This is a genomic window from Streptomyces shenzhenensis (genome assembly GCF_021462265.1).
GTDB classification, from domain to species: Bacteria; Actinomycetota; Actinomycetes; order Streptomycetales; family Streptomycetaceae; genus Streptomyces; species Streptomyces shenzhenensis.
In genome coordinates, this window is record NZ_JAJONF010000070.1 from 1 (window position 1) to 13,514 (window position 13,514).

The window sequence follows — 13,514 nt, forward strand, 5'->3', positions numbered from 1 at the left end:
GTGGCGCTCCGCCCAGTCGATGCCGCAGAACACAGTCAAACCGTCCTCCTCAGATCTGTTCATTTGTGCAGGTCACGAGCACATGCGGGTCACGTGGCGCCCTAATCCCAGGACTCACAGGTCCGCCATCTCAGTAGCCGTTCGCGACACCAGCGCACCCCAGGGGCTCGGTCTGTCTGCAGAGCTCGTGGGCTCGCGGATGGAACAAGAGGTCGGCCTTGGAGCGGGCTCGCGCCGTGACGTCAACGACCGGCCCGACGCCGCGAGTTTCGCGGTGGTCACGGAGACACCGGGCTGCGCCGCTCTTGACAGAGGCCTCGAAGGACCCGGGGAAACGGAGGCATCAGCCCGGTGTCCGCGTCATCACCGCGAACCCCACGGCATCCGTGGTCTCGTGACGGCGCGGAGGCGCCGGAACGCCGCTCTAGTGCAAGGCCTCGCAGGCCAGGGTTACAACAGGCGTGTCCCGGCGCCCGCGGCACCGCCACGGAACCGATCGGTTGGACAGCGGCGCCAATCTCAGAGAGGGTCTCAAGGACCATGAGGGCCGAAGGCGTTCCGCTGCCCGTTGTCGGCCGCTCACCCCGCCCTTGCGGGGACCGGACCGAGCTGCCTACACCCTGGATTAGGGTTACGAGCCATGTGGCCAGAACAGCAGCCGCCAGGGGGCGAGCAGTACCCGCAGAACAACCCGTATCAGCAACCGGGTTACCAACAGCCGAATCCGTACCAGCAGCCCGGCTACCAGCAGTATCCGCAGCAGGGCGGATACGGGCAGCAGCCGCAGTGGGGCCCGCCTGGGCCCGCCGGCGCTCCGCAGGGCGGGGGCGGGGGCGGCGACCGCACGAAGCTGGTCGCGGTCATCGCGGCCGCGGCCGTCGTGGTGGCGGCCGGGGTGACCGGGTTCCTGGTCCTCGGCGGCAAGAAGGACGACAAGGCCGACACCGGCGAGAACCAGCAGGCGACCCACTCACCGACCCTCTCCGCCTCTGCCTCGGCGTCCGCGTCGACGGACGACGATCCGCGCGGTGCCGACCAGACCGAGAAGCCGACGGTCGCGGGCTGGAAGACCGTCGTGAACCCCAAGTGGGGCACGGCGTTCGACGTGCCGGCCGACTGGGAGGTGCTGACCTCGGGAACCTCCGTCGGCTTCGAGGACACGGACGGCAAGCCGATCATCACGATGTCGGCGCCCGCCCAGTACAAGTCGAAGTGGTGCACGAGCGACGACGACAAGGACGGCAGGACCGAGGACACGGCCCTGGCGGCGGTGGGCACCAAGGGCGAGAGCGGCGCGAAGAGCGCGGGCGACGCGGCCGTCCGGGAAGTCCCCTGGTGGGTGTACGGCGGCTACACGCAGCCGGACAAGAAGAGCATCACCTACGACAAGAAGGCCACCGCCTACACCACCGCGTCCGGCCTCAAGGGCGCCTACGCGTGGGCGCGTTCGACGAACACCCCGCAGAAGGGCAAGTGCGCGGGCGACGGCAAGGCGATCACGTTCGGCTTCGAGAACTCGGCGGGCGACCTGGTGTCGTGGGACTTCTACGGCGCCAAGGGAGTGAACGGCGAGGTCCCGACGGCGACGATCATGAAGATCCTCAGCACGGTGCGGCTGCACGGCACCCCGGCCGGAAGCTGACGGCGGCCGGGGACCGGACGCCCGCGGGTACCCGCCAATCCGATTGGCAAGGCCGGATCCCGGCCGGGACAGTCGGGCGGTGACCTCCGCGTCCGGCTCCGCCGGCTCTCCCGGCCTCTCCGGTGCCCCGGGCACCCCCGCCCGCCCCCGCATGGGCAGGCCGCAACCACAGCCTGCTGACCGCGGCGGCGATCGCGACAAACCTGGGCGCGGACGACTCCCTGATCGCCGCCGCGTTCGCGGTGCCGGCCGCGGGCGGCGACGCCGGGGACGTCGGCCTGGTGGCCGCCGCCCGCAGCCTCCCGCTGGTGGTGTTCTGCTCGTCGGCGGCGCGGTGGCGGACCGTGTGCCCCGTCACCGCGTGATGGTCGCGGCCAACGCCCTGAGCTTCCTCTCCCAGGGGGCCTTCGCCGTCCTCGTACTCACCGGTGACGCCCGGCTGTGGCTCAGCCGAGATGCTCATCGCGTGATTCAGCCCGCCGCTTCCCTGCAACCTGTCGCTCCGCCTCGCTCCGCCGCCTCAGCCGCCTCAGCCGCCTCAGCCGCCTCAGCCGAAGATGCTGCGCCAGAGCGTCTGTCGGCCTCGGCACGCAGGTCGTGCAGCTGAGCCTTGGCCGGCTGTGCAGCCGTGGTCGTCCCGGCGACCGCGGCCGCCCTCGTCTCGATGCCGCCGGCTCCCGGATTGTGGCGGTCGCCGACGGGAGGCAGGGTGGTCTCGAGACCGTTCGGGCGAAGCAGGCCACAGACAACCCGTCACGGACGCGGGCTGTGGCCTGTCCTCATCACGGAGCGAGTGGTGTGAGCCGGGAAACCGGCGGACCTGATCATCGCTTTACGAGTGCGTCGGTACATCGCTCCGGAATGCGATGACCGACGCAAGATCGTCCATTCCGGGCCGACTTACGGAGATGTGGTGCACATGTCAGAGAAGAGCCCGGAGCACGGGACGACCGAGGTCTCCTTGCCGCAGGAAGTCAAGTTGCTGCAGGAGGTCACTCCGCCCTTCTTTCCCGAAGGCGGTTCGGGCATGACCATTCTCGTCGATTGGCCTCCCGGTCACCCCGGGCTTCCTCCGCATCGCCACTCGGGCCCGTCGTTCGGCTACGTGATGGAGGGCGCGCTCCGGTTCGAACTCGAGGGCGAGCCGGAGCGTGTCGTCGAGGCCGGTGGGACGTTCTGGGAGCCAGGCGGTGACGTGATCCATTACCAGGACGGCAACGCTCTCCCGGACGCACCCACCAAGTTCCTGGTGACCATGTTGTGTGCGCCGGGCCGGCCGATGCTCACGTTGGTCGACGAGGAGGAGCTGAGGGAACGGGCGCACCTGCGCGCTCCACGCCCCTCCGAAGGCTGACCTGTGAGATCGACAAGGGCGTGGAGCCCGGAACGCCGATCCCGGTACCAGGCAGCAGGCGAGCCAGCCGAGCACACTTAGTTTCAGTCGATACCATATCGAATGAGTGGATGGCGTAACGTTGGTCTCATGGCCGCCGACGTTCCTCCGAGACCCACCCCCGCGCGTGTGACGGACCGCCCCGGGGACTCCTCGCCTTTCGCTCTCGGATTGCTGCTGCGCCGGGCGCACTGGCGCGCGGCCGCCGTGATGGAGGAGGCACTTCGGCCGCTCGGCATCGAATTGCGGCACTTCGCCGTACTGATCGTGCTTGTCGACCGTGGGCCCACGATGCAGCGGGACCTGGCGGCGGCGACAGGGTCCGACAAGGCGGGCGTCATGAGGATCGTGGACGATCTCGAGCGCAGGGGACTGGCCGCACGCAGGAACGTTCCAGGGGACCGGCGGGCGCGGGCGGTGGAAATCACACCTCAGGGCCTGGAACTTTTCGATGCGGCCCATGTGGCGGCGGATCCCCTGGCCGAACGTCTGGTTGCCGAGCTGAGTCCCGGCGAGCCCGAGAAGCTGACGGATCTGCTGACCCGGATCGCCTACCCCGCAGACGGTGAGGCGTAAGCGCCCCTGCACATCGGTTGCCTGCCGCGTGGGCGAACTTCACCTCATGCGGCTTTCGCAACGAACCAGGCTTTGAGGGCCTGCGACCATCGTCGGCATACCCCGGCTCTGGCTCTGTGCGGCGGTCGGTGGTCGCCGACGGGGCCCCCGCCGCCCGCCGTTCGCGCCGCTGTCGCGTGGCATACCTGGCCGGCGGTCTGCCGTGCATCCCCTCCCGCATCGTCGTCGTCTCGGTGCGCCCCCCACCACCGGCATGCCGAGAACCGGGCTGCCCCAGCGCCGGGCCGCCGGCCTCCAGAGACGGAGCGCCACCGTCACCGTCACCGTCGGAGAGGGCGCCACCGACGAGGATGCCGTGTGGCGCCTCGGCCCAGGACGTCACATGGCGTCTGACGCCAGGGGGTTACGCGGTCAGGCGCCGTGCAAGCTCCTCGGCCTTGGTGGTCGCGTCCTCGAAGGCACGCTCGCGGGATGCCTCGTAAAGGGGGACCAGTTCGGACATGGCCGGGTTGCGGGGGGCCATGGTGAGTTCCTGGACGATGAAGTCGAGGTCCAGGCCGAGGGTGCCTTTGAGGACGGCCTCTAGGTAGTTCTGTACGAACTCGTAGCCCTCGCGTGGGGTGCCCGGCGCGTAGGAGCCGCCGCGGCTGGCAACGACGACCGCCGGGGTTCCCTGAGCGGAGGGGGCTTCGCCGGCGGTGCGGTCGAGCAGGAGGACGCTGTCCAGCCACGCCTTGAGGGTCGACGGGATCGAGAAGTTGTACATGGGGGCGCCGATCAGGACGGCGTCCGCCTGCTCCAGTTCCCCGATGAGCTGCAAGCGCGCGGCGAATGCAGTGGCCTGCTCCGGGGTGCGCTCGGTGGGGACGGTGTACCCGGCGGACCAGGCGTCGGCAGTGATGTGCGGGACAGGTTCGGCGGCGAGGTCACGGTAGATCACCGTGCCCTCCGGGTGCCGTTCCTCCCAGGTCCTGCGGAAGGCGGCCGTGATCGAACGGGACGAGGACGCCTCGAAGGGAAACACAGACGAATCGATGTGCAGCAGCGTGGCCATGGACCTTCTCCAAAGTGCTGTGCCCGGGGCGGGGACCAGGGGCTGGGGATTCATGCTCGACGATAGTTAAACACGAGACAGTATTGAGTGATACCATCTCGCTCGTAACGGAAGCTCGGCGGTCGAGCAGGCGAGGAGCCAGACGATCATGGATATCTACGAGGCGGTCGAGAGCCGGCGGGCGGTGCGCGGCTTCAGCGGCCGGGATGTCCCGAGAGAGGCACTGCAGCGAGTGGCGTCCGCCGCAGCCTGGGCGCCGTCCGCGTCGAACCTCCAGCCGTGGCACACCTACGTGGTGACCGGTGTGCCGCTGGCCGAGATCAAGAAGCGCGCCGGCGAGCGCCTTTCCGCAGGTGACCCGTGGGACGAGCCCGAGTACGAGCAGTACCCGCCGGCACTGAAGTCCCCCTACCGCGAGCGCCGATCCGCCTTCGGCGAGCAGCGCTACGGCGCACTCGGCATCGCTCGCGAGGACTGGGAGGCGCGTCAGCGGGCCGCTGCCGCGAACTGGGACTGTTTCGGCGCGCCCGCCGCCCTGTTCTGCTACATCGACCGCGACATGGGCCGGCCCCAGTGGTCCGACGTCGGCATGTACCTGCAGACCGTCATGCTGCTGCTGCGCGCCGAAGGACTGCACAGCTGCCCGCAGATGGCGTGGTCGGTGTATCGCAAGACCGTCGCGGAGATCCTGGCACCCCCGGACGAGCTCATCCTCTTCTGCGGCATGTCGATCGGGTTCGAGGACGTCACGGTGGGCTACAGGCGTACGGGCCGGGCGCCGCTCGGCGAGACCGTCACGTTCGTCGAGGGCTAGGGTCAGCGCGCTCCGGCATGTTCCTTTGTGCCGTTCGGCTCGGCATGCGACGCGGCGTCGGCGAGTCGACGGACCGCATGCAAGACGGGTCACCCGTGGGCGTGCGCGGGTTGACCGCGCTGCACCAGGAGATCCCGGAGGAGAAGCTCTCCCGCGTCTCCGCGTACGACTGGTTCGGGTCGGTCTCCCTGCTGCCCCTGGCGACCGCGCCGGCGGGCCCCGCCGAGCAGGCCTTCGGCCGGGGCCCCGCCCTGTGGGGCTGCGCGGGCCTGGTCGTCGCCGTCACGGCCGCGGTGCTCCTCGTCCCGGACGTCCGCGACCTCACGCGCCGCACGGTCCCGGTGACCACGCAGCCGTCGGCCGCCTCACCCGATCCCGAACGCTCCGCCGGGGGGCTCGGGTGACGGTACCGCGTCCGCGTCCCCGACCGGCCGGGCCGCACCGACGAAGTCGCGCAGCGCGGGCCCGTGTTCGACCCGCGCCGGGAAGGCGTCGGCGGCGGTACGGCGGGCCAGCGCACCGGCGTCGATCGGCCGGTGCGAGGCGACGAGCACCGCGTTCCCGAACCGCCGCCCGCGCAGCACGCCCGGCTCGGCGATGAGCGCCAGCTCCTCGAAGACGGCGGCGAACGTGGCGAGTTGGGAGCGCAGGAAGCCGAAGGGGGCGGAGTCGGCGAGGTTGGCCAGATAGACCCCGTCCGCCCGCAGCACCCGCTCGGCCTCCCGCGCGTAGCCCAGCGAGGTCAGGTGCGCGGGGATCCGGGAACCGCCGAAGACGTCCGCGATCAGCACGTCCACCGAATTCCCGGGCGCCGCCTCCAGCCAGCCGCGCGCATCGGCGGCGTGCGCCGCGATCCCGGCCTGCTCCGGCAACGGCAGATGCTCGGTGACCAGCTCCAGCAGCTCCCGGTCGGCGTCCACGACGTCCTGCCGGGACCCCGGCCGGGTCGCCGCCACGTACCGGGCGAGCGTGCAGGCACCCCCACCGAGATGCAGCACGTCCAGCGGTGCACCGGGCTCCGCCACGACGTCCAGCACATACCCCAGCCGCCGTGCGTACTCGAACTCCAGATGCGTCGGCTCATCGAGATCCACGTACGACTGCGGCGCCCCGTCGACCGTCAGCAACCAGGCCCGCTCCCGATCGACGTCGGGCATCAGCTTCACGGTCCCGCGCTCGGTGACCCGGACGACGGGTATGGATTCACTCACACCACCATTGTCGCCCTCCCCGAGGAGCCCGGCGCACCGTCCGACGGCCACCGCGGCGCCTCCGGAAGGGGCGCAGGGCTGTCACCCACATGCGACACCGCACGCGGTCTCCGCTGCCGACGGACACGCCAACGCCCCGGAAGGGGCGCGGGACTGCACCCACATGCGGCTCCGCCGCGCGGGCGCGACCGGCGACACCGCACGCGGTCTCCGCAGCCGACGGACACGCCAACGCCCCGAAAGGTGCGTGGGGAACTGCACGGCCCGCCCGAACGGGCCCGCAGCCCCCCACGCACCGCGACCTCACTCCACGGAGGTCACGGTCCCCGCCCCCACGGTCCGGCCGCCCTCACGGATGGCGAACCCCAGACCCGCCTCCAGCGGAACGTCCCGCCCCAGCTCCACGGTCATCTCCACCGTGTCCCCGGGCCGGGCGACCGCCGTCTCGCCGAGGTCGACGTCCCCGACCACGTCCGCCGTGCGGATGTAGAACTGCGGCCGGTACCCCGTCGAGACAGGAGTCGTACGCCCCCCTTCGCGCCCCGACAGGACGTACACCCGCGCCGAGAACCGCCGCGCGGGCACCACGCTTCCCGGCGCCGCCACCACATGTCCACGCCGCACCGCGTCCCGGGGCACGCCCCGCAACAGCAGCGCCACGTTGTCCCCGGCCTGCGCCTCGTCCATCGGCTTCCCGAAGGTCTCCAGGCCGGTGACGACCGTCTCGACGTCCGCGCCGAGCACCTCGACGCGGTCCCCGACCCGCACGGTCCCCCTCTCGACCGCTCCGGTCACGACGGTCCCGCGCCCGGTGATGGTGAGCACGTTCTCCACCGGCAGCAGGAACGGCGCGTCCAGATACCGTTCCGGCATCGGCACGTAGGTGTCCACCGCGTCGAGCAGCGCCTCGATCGACGCCGTCCACCGCGGGTCCCCTTCCAGCGCCTTGAGCCCGGAGACCCGTACGACGGGCACGGCGTCGCCGCCGTAGCCGTGCGCGCTGAGCAGCTCGCGGACCTCCAGCTCGACGAGTTCGACCAGCTCCTCGTCGGCCGAGTCCGCCTTGTTCAGTGCCACCACGACGTGGTCGACGCCCACCTGCCGGGCGAGCAGCACGTGTTCGGCGGTCTGCGGCATGATCCCGTCGAGCGCGGAGACGACCAGGATCGCCCCGTCCAGCTGCGCGGCCCCGGTGACCATGTTCTTGACGTAGTCGGCATGGCCCGGCATGTCCACGTGGGCGTAGTGCCGGGTGTCGGTCTCGTACTCGACGTGCGCGATGTTGATGGTGATGCCGCGGGCGGCCTCCTCGGGCGCCCGGTCGATGCGGTCGAACGGCACGAACGTGCCGGTGCCCCGCTCGGCGAGGACCTTGGTGATGGCGGCGGTCAGGGTGGTCTTGCCGTGGTCGACGTGGCCCATCGTGCCGATGTTGAGATGCGGTTTGGTGCGGACGTATGCCGTCTTGGGCATGGCTGTACCTCGCAGCGTGTCCGTAGGAAGTGCGGGGACCCCGGGGAACCGGCCGACCCTCCCCCTGCGGGGTCCGCCGGACTTTCCGGAGAGGGTCAGCTTCGGGCGCCGTCGACAGCGGCCGCGAGAACGGGAACGGCAGCCTTCGGCGCATCCGCGACTGCGGATGCTGCGAGGAGGAAGGCGAACCGGAACATGACACAGATCATGGCCGACGCATCAGCCCACGTCGAACGGTTTTCCGTGCCGCCGGTTCACCCGAGGGACGGGGACCATACGGCGATCACACATCGGCTTCGGTTAGTGTCGCCGAATGCTCGATGCCAACCGCTCTGGCACCGCCACAACTCTTCCCCGGGCCGCCGCCACGGAGCTGACCGTCGCCGTCCCCGCTCCGGTGGGCTTCGGCGCGCGCTGCACGCGTGCGCTGCTGTCACCGTGGTCCCGGCTGTCCCTGCTCGTCGCCGTGCTGGCGGCCGCCGCGTCGTCGGTCCTGCTCTTCCATCCCCAGAAGCTGCTGACGCAGGGCTGGCCGCCCCAGGCGGCCGGTGTCACCGCGGTGGTGGTCTTCGCCGTGGCGTACGGCCTGATCACGGTGGCGTTCGTGCCCCGGCCCTTCCTGAACCTCGCGGCCGGCGCGCTGTTCGGCTCGGCACCGGGCATGGGCGCGGCCATGGCCGGCACCGTCCTCGGGGCGGGGATCTCCTTCGTGCTCGGCCGGCTGCTCGGCCAGGAGGCCCTGCGCCCGCTGCTGCGCGGCCGGCTGCTGAAGGCGGCGGACCACCAGTTCAGCAGGCACGGCTTCCGCTCGATGCTGGCGGTACGCCTGTTCCCCGGCGTCCCGTTCTGGGCCGCGAACTACGCGGCCGCCGTCTCCCGTATGCGCTGCACGCCGTTCCTGGTGGCGACGGCCCTCGGTTCCGTCCCGAACGTCGCCGCCTACGTCGTGGCCGGCGCCCGCGCCTCGACCCCGACGTCCCCGGTGTTCCTGATCTCGGTGGCGGCCATCGTCGTACCGGCGGTCGCGGGCGCGGTGGTGGCCTGGCGGAAGCGCCACCACCTGCGCGGCGCCCCGTAGGAGCGCGGGAAACTGCGCAACCAGCCCCCCACGGCGCCCTGCAGGGGCGCGGGGAACTGCGCGACCAGCCCCCCACGGCGCGTCAGCCGCCCAACGACACCAGGCGGCACCCCCTTGGGCGCACAGCCGGCCCCCTACCGCACCGCCTCCAGGATCATCGCGTTGGCCAGCCCGCCCGCCTCACACATCGTCTGAAGGCCGAAGCGAGCGCCGCGATCCCGCATCGCGTGCACCAGCGTCGTCGTCAGCCGGGTCCCGCTCGCCCCCAGCGGATGCCCCAGCGCGATGGCCCCACCGTTCACGTTCACCTTGGCGAGATCCGCCCCGGTCTCCTGCCGCCAGGCCAGCACCACGCTGGAGAACGCCTCGTTCACCTCGAACAGGTCGATGTCCCCGATGCCGAGCCCGGCCCGCCGCAGCACCTTCTCCGTCGCCGGGATCACGCCGGTCAGCATGAGCAACGGGTCGGAGCCGGTGACGGCGACCTCGTGCACGCGGGCCAGTGGCCGCAGCCCGAGCCTCGCCGCAGTCTCACCGGAGGTGATCAGCACCGCTGACGCGCCGTCGTTGACCGGGCTCGCGTTGCCCGCCGTGACGTTCCACTCGATCTGCGGGAACCGTTCGGCGAACCCGGGGTCGTAGTAGGCGGGCTTGAGCCCGGCGAGGATCTCGGCGGTGGTGCCGGGCCGTACCGACTCGTCACGGGTGACACCCTCCAGCGGCGCGACCTGCGTGTCGAACAGCCCCGCCGCCCACGCGGCCGCCGCCTTCTGGTGCGAGGAGACCGCGAAGGCGTCCATCTCGGCCCGCGAGAGCGACCACTTCGCCGCGATGAGCTCGGCGCTGATGCCCTGCGGGACCAGGCCCTCCGGGTAGCGCGCGGCGACTCCGGGGCCGAAGGGGTCCTTGCCGGCCGGCACGTTGGACCACATCGGCACCCGGCTCATCGACTCGACACCGCAGGCCACGACGATGTCGTAGGCACCGGACATGACGCCCTGCGCGGCGAAGTGCACGGCCTGCTGGGAGGAGCCGCACTGACGGTCCACCGTGGTCGCCGGGACCGTCTCGGGGAAGCCGGCGGACAGGACGGCGTACCGGGTGGTGTTCATGGCCTGCTCGCCGACCTGGTCGACGGTGCCGCCGATCACGTCGTCGATGAGGGCCGGGTCCACGCCGGAGCGCTCGACGAGGGCGCGCAGGGTGTGGGCGAGGAGTTCGACGGGGTGGACGTGCGCCAGGGACCCGTTCGGCTTGCCCTTCCCGACGGGGGTGCGTACGGCTTCGACGATGACTGCGTCACGCATCACGGGGACCTCGATTGCCAGTCTTGATTACCGGTGAGTAGGAAATCCGAACTCACCATAACTCCGAGAGTTGGAAAATCCAACCCTCCACTAGACTCAGTCCATGGCCGCCCCCAAGCACCCCCGACCGTGTTCGATCGCCGACGCCCTGGCACTGGTCGGCGAGAAGTACTCCCTGCTGGTCCTGCGGGAGGTGTGCCTGGGCAATGGCCGTTTCGACCAGCTGGTGCGCAACATCGGTGCTCCGCGCGACATCCTGGCCACCCGGCTGCGCCGGCTCGTCGACGCCGGGATCCTCACCAAGCGCCTTTACAGCGAGCGGCCGCAGCGCTTCGAGTACCGGGCCACCCGGGCGGGCCTCGAACTGGAGCCGGTCCTGATGACCCTGATGGCCTGGGGCGACCGGCACCTCCACCCGGACGGCGACCGTCCCATGGTGATCGAGCACAGCTGCGGGAAGCCGCTCGCCGCGGTCGTCACCTGCGCGGCCTGCGGTGACCCGGTGCGGCACGAGGACCTGACGGCCCACCCGCAGGCACCGGGCTGGACCGTCAGCGGACCGGAAGCCGCCTGAGCGGACCGCCCCCGAACACGGCCTCCCCCGCACTCACCAGGGATGCACCGCCAGGTACTCGGCGATGTCCGCGCGCTCCCAGCCGCCGTCGGCGACGACGACCCGGTAGCGGCGCCGGAGGGTGTCGCCGGGGGCCAGTCCCAGTTCCTCGTGGAAGGCCCAGGAGGGAGCGATGCCGGCGAACGGGTCGTTGCGCACGAACCAGTGCGCGGGGTGGCCGCCGCGGGTGCCCGAGTGGTCGTTCTCCGGGGCGTGTTCGAAGACGACGGTGGCATGGCCGTCGGCGCCGTCGTGCTCGCCGGACAGGGCCAGCCAGGACGACTGGGACCCCATCAGCTCCGGGCCCTCCCCCTGAGGGCCGATGATCCGGCCGTCCCGGAAGGCGCGCGGACCGCGCCAGAACAGGCCGGTGTAGCCGGCCCGTTCGCGCCCGGCCGTGGTCGGGCTGCCGAACAGCAGGGGTTCGGCACGGCGGTTGGTGATCGCGCTGGTCCAGGTGAGCGCCCAGCACCCCGCCTCGGGATCCACGTCACGCACCTCGATGCGGCGCCGCTCCTCCGCCCACAGCGTCCCGTCGTACGGATGCCAGGTCAGCCGCTCCGCGACGACCAGGCGGCCGTCGGCCGACGACAGTTCGTCGAAGCCGGCGTGCCGCATCGAGCCGACGCGTTCCGGGATGGCCAGGTAACCCTGGCCGTGCACATAGGAGTTGCCGCCCCACAGGTTCGCACCCGACAGGTGCGAGGCGGTCAGGGAGAGGCCCTTGTGCCAGCGGTGGTCGTTGGGCCGGTAGTCGGTGACGACGTCCCCGGCGAGGGTGCGGACCGGGTGGAGGTAGGGCCGCGGCGCCTCCCAGGCCGCCTCGGGCCGGTACACGTACGAGAAGAGCTGCACCCCGGTGACCGGCTCGGTCACGGTGACCCGGTCGCCGTGGGTGTGCGTGATCCGCAGCTCGCCGCTCACGCGGACGCCTCCTCGCGCTCGGCCGGCGCCCAGCCCGGGGCTCCCCCGTGCAGGGCCGTGTAATAGGGATCGCCCGGACCGATCTCGCCCGCGTGGACGGTCGTGTCGGTGAACGCCGCCTTGTACAGCGCGGTGATCAGCTCCAGGCTGGTGCGCCCGTCCGCGCCGCTGCTGCGCGGCCGCTCCCCCGCCCGCATGGCGGCGATCAGCTCGCGCAGCTGGGCCAGGTGCGAGCTGGGCACGTCCGGGCCGAAGTCCTGCCAGGCGGCCGCCTCTTCGGCGGGGACGCCGGGTGCCGGGGTGATGCGCCAGTTCTCGTTGGCGTGACCGTAGAGGTGGGTCAGCTCCACCGTCGCGCGCTCGCAGTCGATGCGGATGCGGCTGACCTCGTCGGGGCTGAGCACACTGTTCACGACGGTGGCCAGGGCCCCGTTCGCGAACCGGACCAGGGCGGTGGAGACGTCCTCGGTCTCCACGTCGTGCACCAGCCGGCCGGCCATCGCCCGCACCTCGCTCCACGGCCCCAGCAGGTCGAGGAGCAGATCCATCTGGTGGATGCCGTGCCCCATCGCCGGGCCGCCGCCCTCGGTCGCCCAGCGGCCCCGCCAGGGCACCGCGTAGTAAGCGGTGTCCCGGTACCAGGTGGTCTGGCAGTGGGCGACCAGCGGGCGCCCCAGCGCCCCCGCGGCCAGCAGCCGCCGGACATGGGTGGACGCGGAACCGAACCGGTGCTGGAAGACGATCGAGGCGTACGGCCCGCCGTCCGTGCCCTCCTCCGCCTCGATCGCGTCGAAGTCGGCGAGACTCGGCACGGGCGGCTTCTCGCACCACACCCAGGCGCCGGCCCGCAGCGCGGCCAGCGTCTGGTCCCGGTGCAGGGTCGGCGGGGTGCCGATGGTGACCAGGTCGGGCCGCTGGTCTGCGAGCATCCGGTCCAGGTCGGTGTAGGCGTGCGGGATGCCGGCCTCGGCGCACATCGCCTCGACCGCGATGGCATCGATGTCGACGGCGGCGACGACCTCGGTCTCGCCCTCCGCGGCCAGTTGGGCGAGGGCGGGCAGATGCGAGCCGCGCCCGATGGCGCCGGCGCCGACGACGGCGGCCCGGATGCGCCGGCCGGTGAAGGGGGCTGCGGAGCGGGGCGAGCGGGGCATGGACGTGATCAGCACTCCTCGGGCGTGTACCGGCGATGGGCGAACTCCCGCCCGGAGTGCGCCGCACACGCACCCCGATGTGCGGGAGCAAGCGCTTTCTCCTGCTGAAACGTAAGCGGCGGCACCTTGGCCGGTCAACACCCCGGGCCGTCCGTCCGCCTGCCGAACCCCTGTGTCCCCGCTGTCTCACCGGCCCGATACCCTGCGCTTGCACGCGCATGATCACGTGCGCCCGCGTGATCACGCGTGGCCGCGCGGACCGCCAGCCCCTTCCT

At 71.5% G+C, this 13,514-nt stretch carries 12 protein-coding genes and 2 pseudogenes; 8 read left to right on the forward strand and 6 right to left on the reverse strand.

The features are described from left to right. Positions 1-640 precede the first annotated feature (640 nt). From LQ326_RS43820 to LQ326_RS43835, 4 genes and pseudogenes are all read left to right on the forward strand, one after another. The gene (locus tag LQ326_RS43820) at positions 641-1,642 is read left to right on the forward strand and encodes a DUF8017 domain-containing protein (protein ID WP_234544686.1); all 1,002 of its coding nucleotides are present in this window, start codon (positions 641-643) and stop codon (positions 1,640-1,642) included. Between the two features lie 122 nt (positions 1,643-1,764). Continuing rightward, positions 1,765-2,087: pseudogene (locus tag LQ326_RS43825) on the forward strand (MFS transporter); the annotation flags it as partial. 474 nt (positions 2,088-2,561) lie between these two features. Then, on the forward strand, positions 2,562-2,996 hold the full coding sequence (locus LQ326_RS43830; protein WP_234544687.1) for a cupin domain-containing protein: 435 nt from the start codon (positions 2,562-2,564) through the stop codon (positions 2,994-2,996). Between the two features lie 129 nt (positions 2,997-3,125). Continuing rightward, a complete protein-coding gene (locus tag LQ326_RS43835) occupies positions 3,126-3,611 on the forward strand; it encodes a MarR family winged helix-turn-helix transcriptional regulator (RefSeq protein ID WP_234544688.1) in 486 nt (161 codons plus the stop codon). 403 nt (positions 3,612-4,014) lie between these two features. Here LQ326_RS43835 and LQ326_RS43840 read toward each other — a convergent pair whose 3' ends face one another. Continuing rightward, positions 4,015-4,665, reverse strand: coding sequence for an FMN-dependent NADH-azoreductase (locus tag LQ326_RS43840; protein WP_234544692.1), 651 nt, complete (start codon positions 4,663-4,665; stop codon positions 4,015-4,017). 148 nt (positions 4,666-4,813) lie between these two features. Here LQ326_RS43840 and LQ326_RS43845 point away from each other — a divergent pair, with 148 nt between their 5' ends. Together LQ326_RS43845 and LQ326_RS43850 are read left to right on the forward strand one after the other, a co-directional pair. Continuing rightward, a complete protein-coding gene (locus LQ326_RS43845; RefSeq protein WP_234544694.1) occupies positions 4,814-5,479 on the forward strand; it encodes a nitroreductase in 666 nt (221 codons plus the stop codon). 98 nt (positions 5,480-5,577) lie between these two features. Beyond that, positions 5,578-5,883: pseudogene (locus tag LQ326_RS43850) on the forward strand (MFS transporter); the annotation flags it as partial. Here LQ326_RS43850 and LQ326_RS43855 read toward each other — a convergent pair. Then, a complete protein-coding gene (locus LQ326_RS43855) occupies positions 5,845-6,690 on the reverse strand; it encodes a spermidine synthase (RefSeq protein ID WP_234544702.1) in 846 nt (281 codons plus the stop codon). The pseudogene LQ326_RS43850 and the gene LQ326_RS43855 overlap by 39 nt on opposite strands. Positions 6,691-6,993: 303 nt before the next feature. After that, entirely contained in the window at positions 6,994-8,163 is a 1,170-nt protein-coding gene (gene tuf / locus LQ326_RS43860; RefSeq protein ID WP_234544704.1) for an elongation factor Tu, read from the reverse strand. A gap of 313 nt (positions 8,164-8,476) precedes the next feature. Here tuf and LQ326_RS43865 point away from each other — a divergent pair, with 313 nt between their 5' ends. Further along, on the forward strand, positions 8,477-9,241 hold the full coding sequence (locus LQ326_RS43865; RefSeq protein ID WP_234544714.1) for a TVP38/TMEM64 family protein: 765 nt from the start codon (positions 8,477-8,479) through the stop codon (positions 9,239-9,241). Positions 9,242-9,375: 134 nt separating this feature from the next. Here LQ326_RS43865 and LQ326_RS43870 read toward each other — a convergent pair whose 3' ends face one another. After that, a complete protein-coding gene (locus tag LQ326_RS43870; RefSeq protein ID WP_234544716.1) occupies positions 9,376-10,548 on the reverse strand; it encodes a thiolase family protein in 1,173 nt (390 codons plus the stop codon). Between the two features lie 103 nt (positions 10,549-10,651). Here LQ326_RS43870 and LQ326_RS43875 point away from each other — a divergent pair, with 103 nt between their 5' ends. After that, the gene (locus LQ326_RS43875; RefSeq protein WP_181802466.1) at positions 10,652-11,122 is read left to right on the forward strand and encodes a winged helix-turn-helix transcriptional regulator; all 471 of its coding nucleotides are present in this window, start codon (positions 10,652-10,654) and stop codon (positions 11,120-11,122) included. A gap of 33 nt (positions 11,123-11,155) precedes the next feature. Here LQ326_RS43875 and LQ326_RS43880 read toward each other — a convergent pair whose 3' ends face one another. Then, positions 11,156-12,085, reverse strand: a complete 930-nt coding sequence (locus tag LQ326_RS43880; protein ID WP_234544721.1) for a DUF6807 domain-containing protein — start codon at positions 12,083-12,085, stop codon at positions 11,156-11,158. Beyond that, complete coding sequence (locus tag LQ326_RS43885; RefSeq protein WP_234544723.1) at positions 12,082-13,239, reverse strand: Gfo/Idh/MocA family protein; 1,158 nt, start codon at positions 13,237-13,239, stop codon at positions 12,082-12,084. Before LQ326_RS43885 ends, LQ326_RS43880 begins: the two co-directional genes overlap by 4 nt. Between the last annotated feature and the right edge of the window lie 275 nt (positions 13,240-13,514).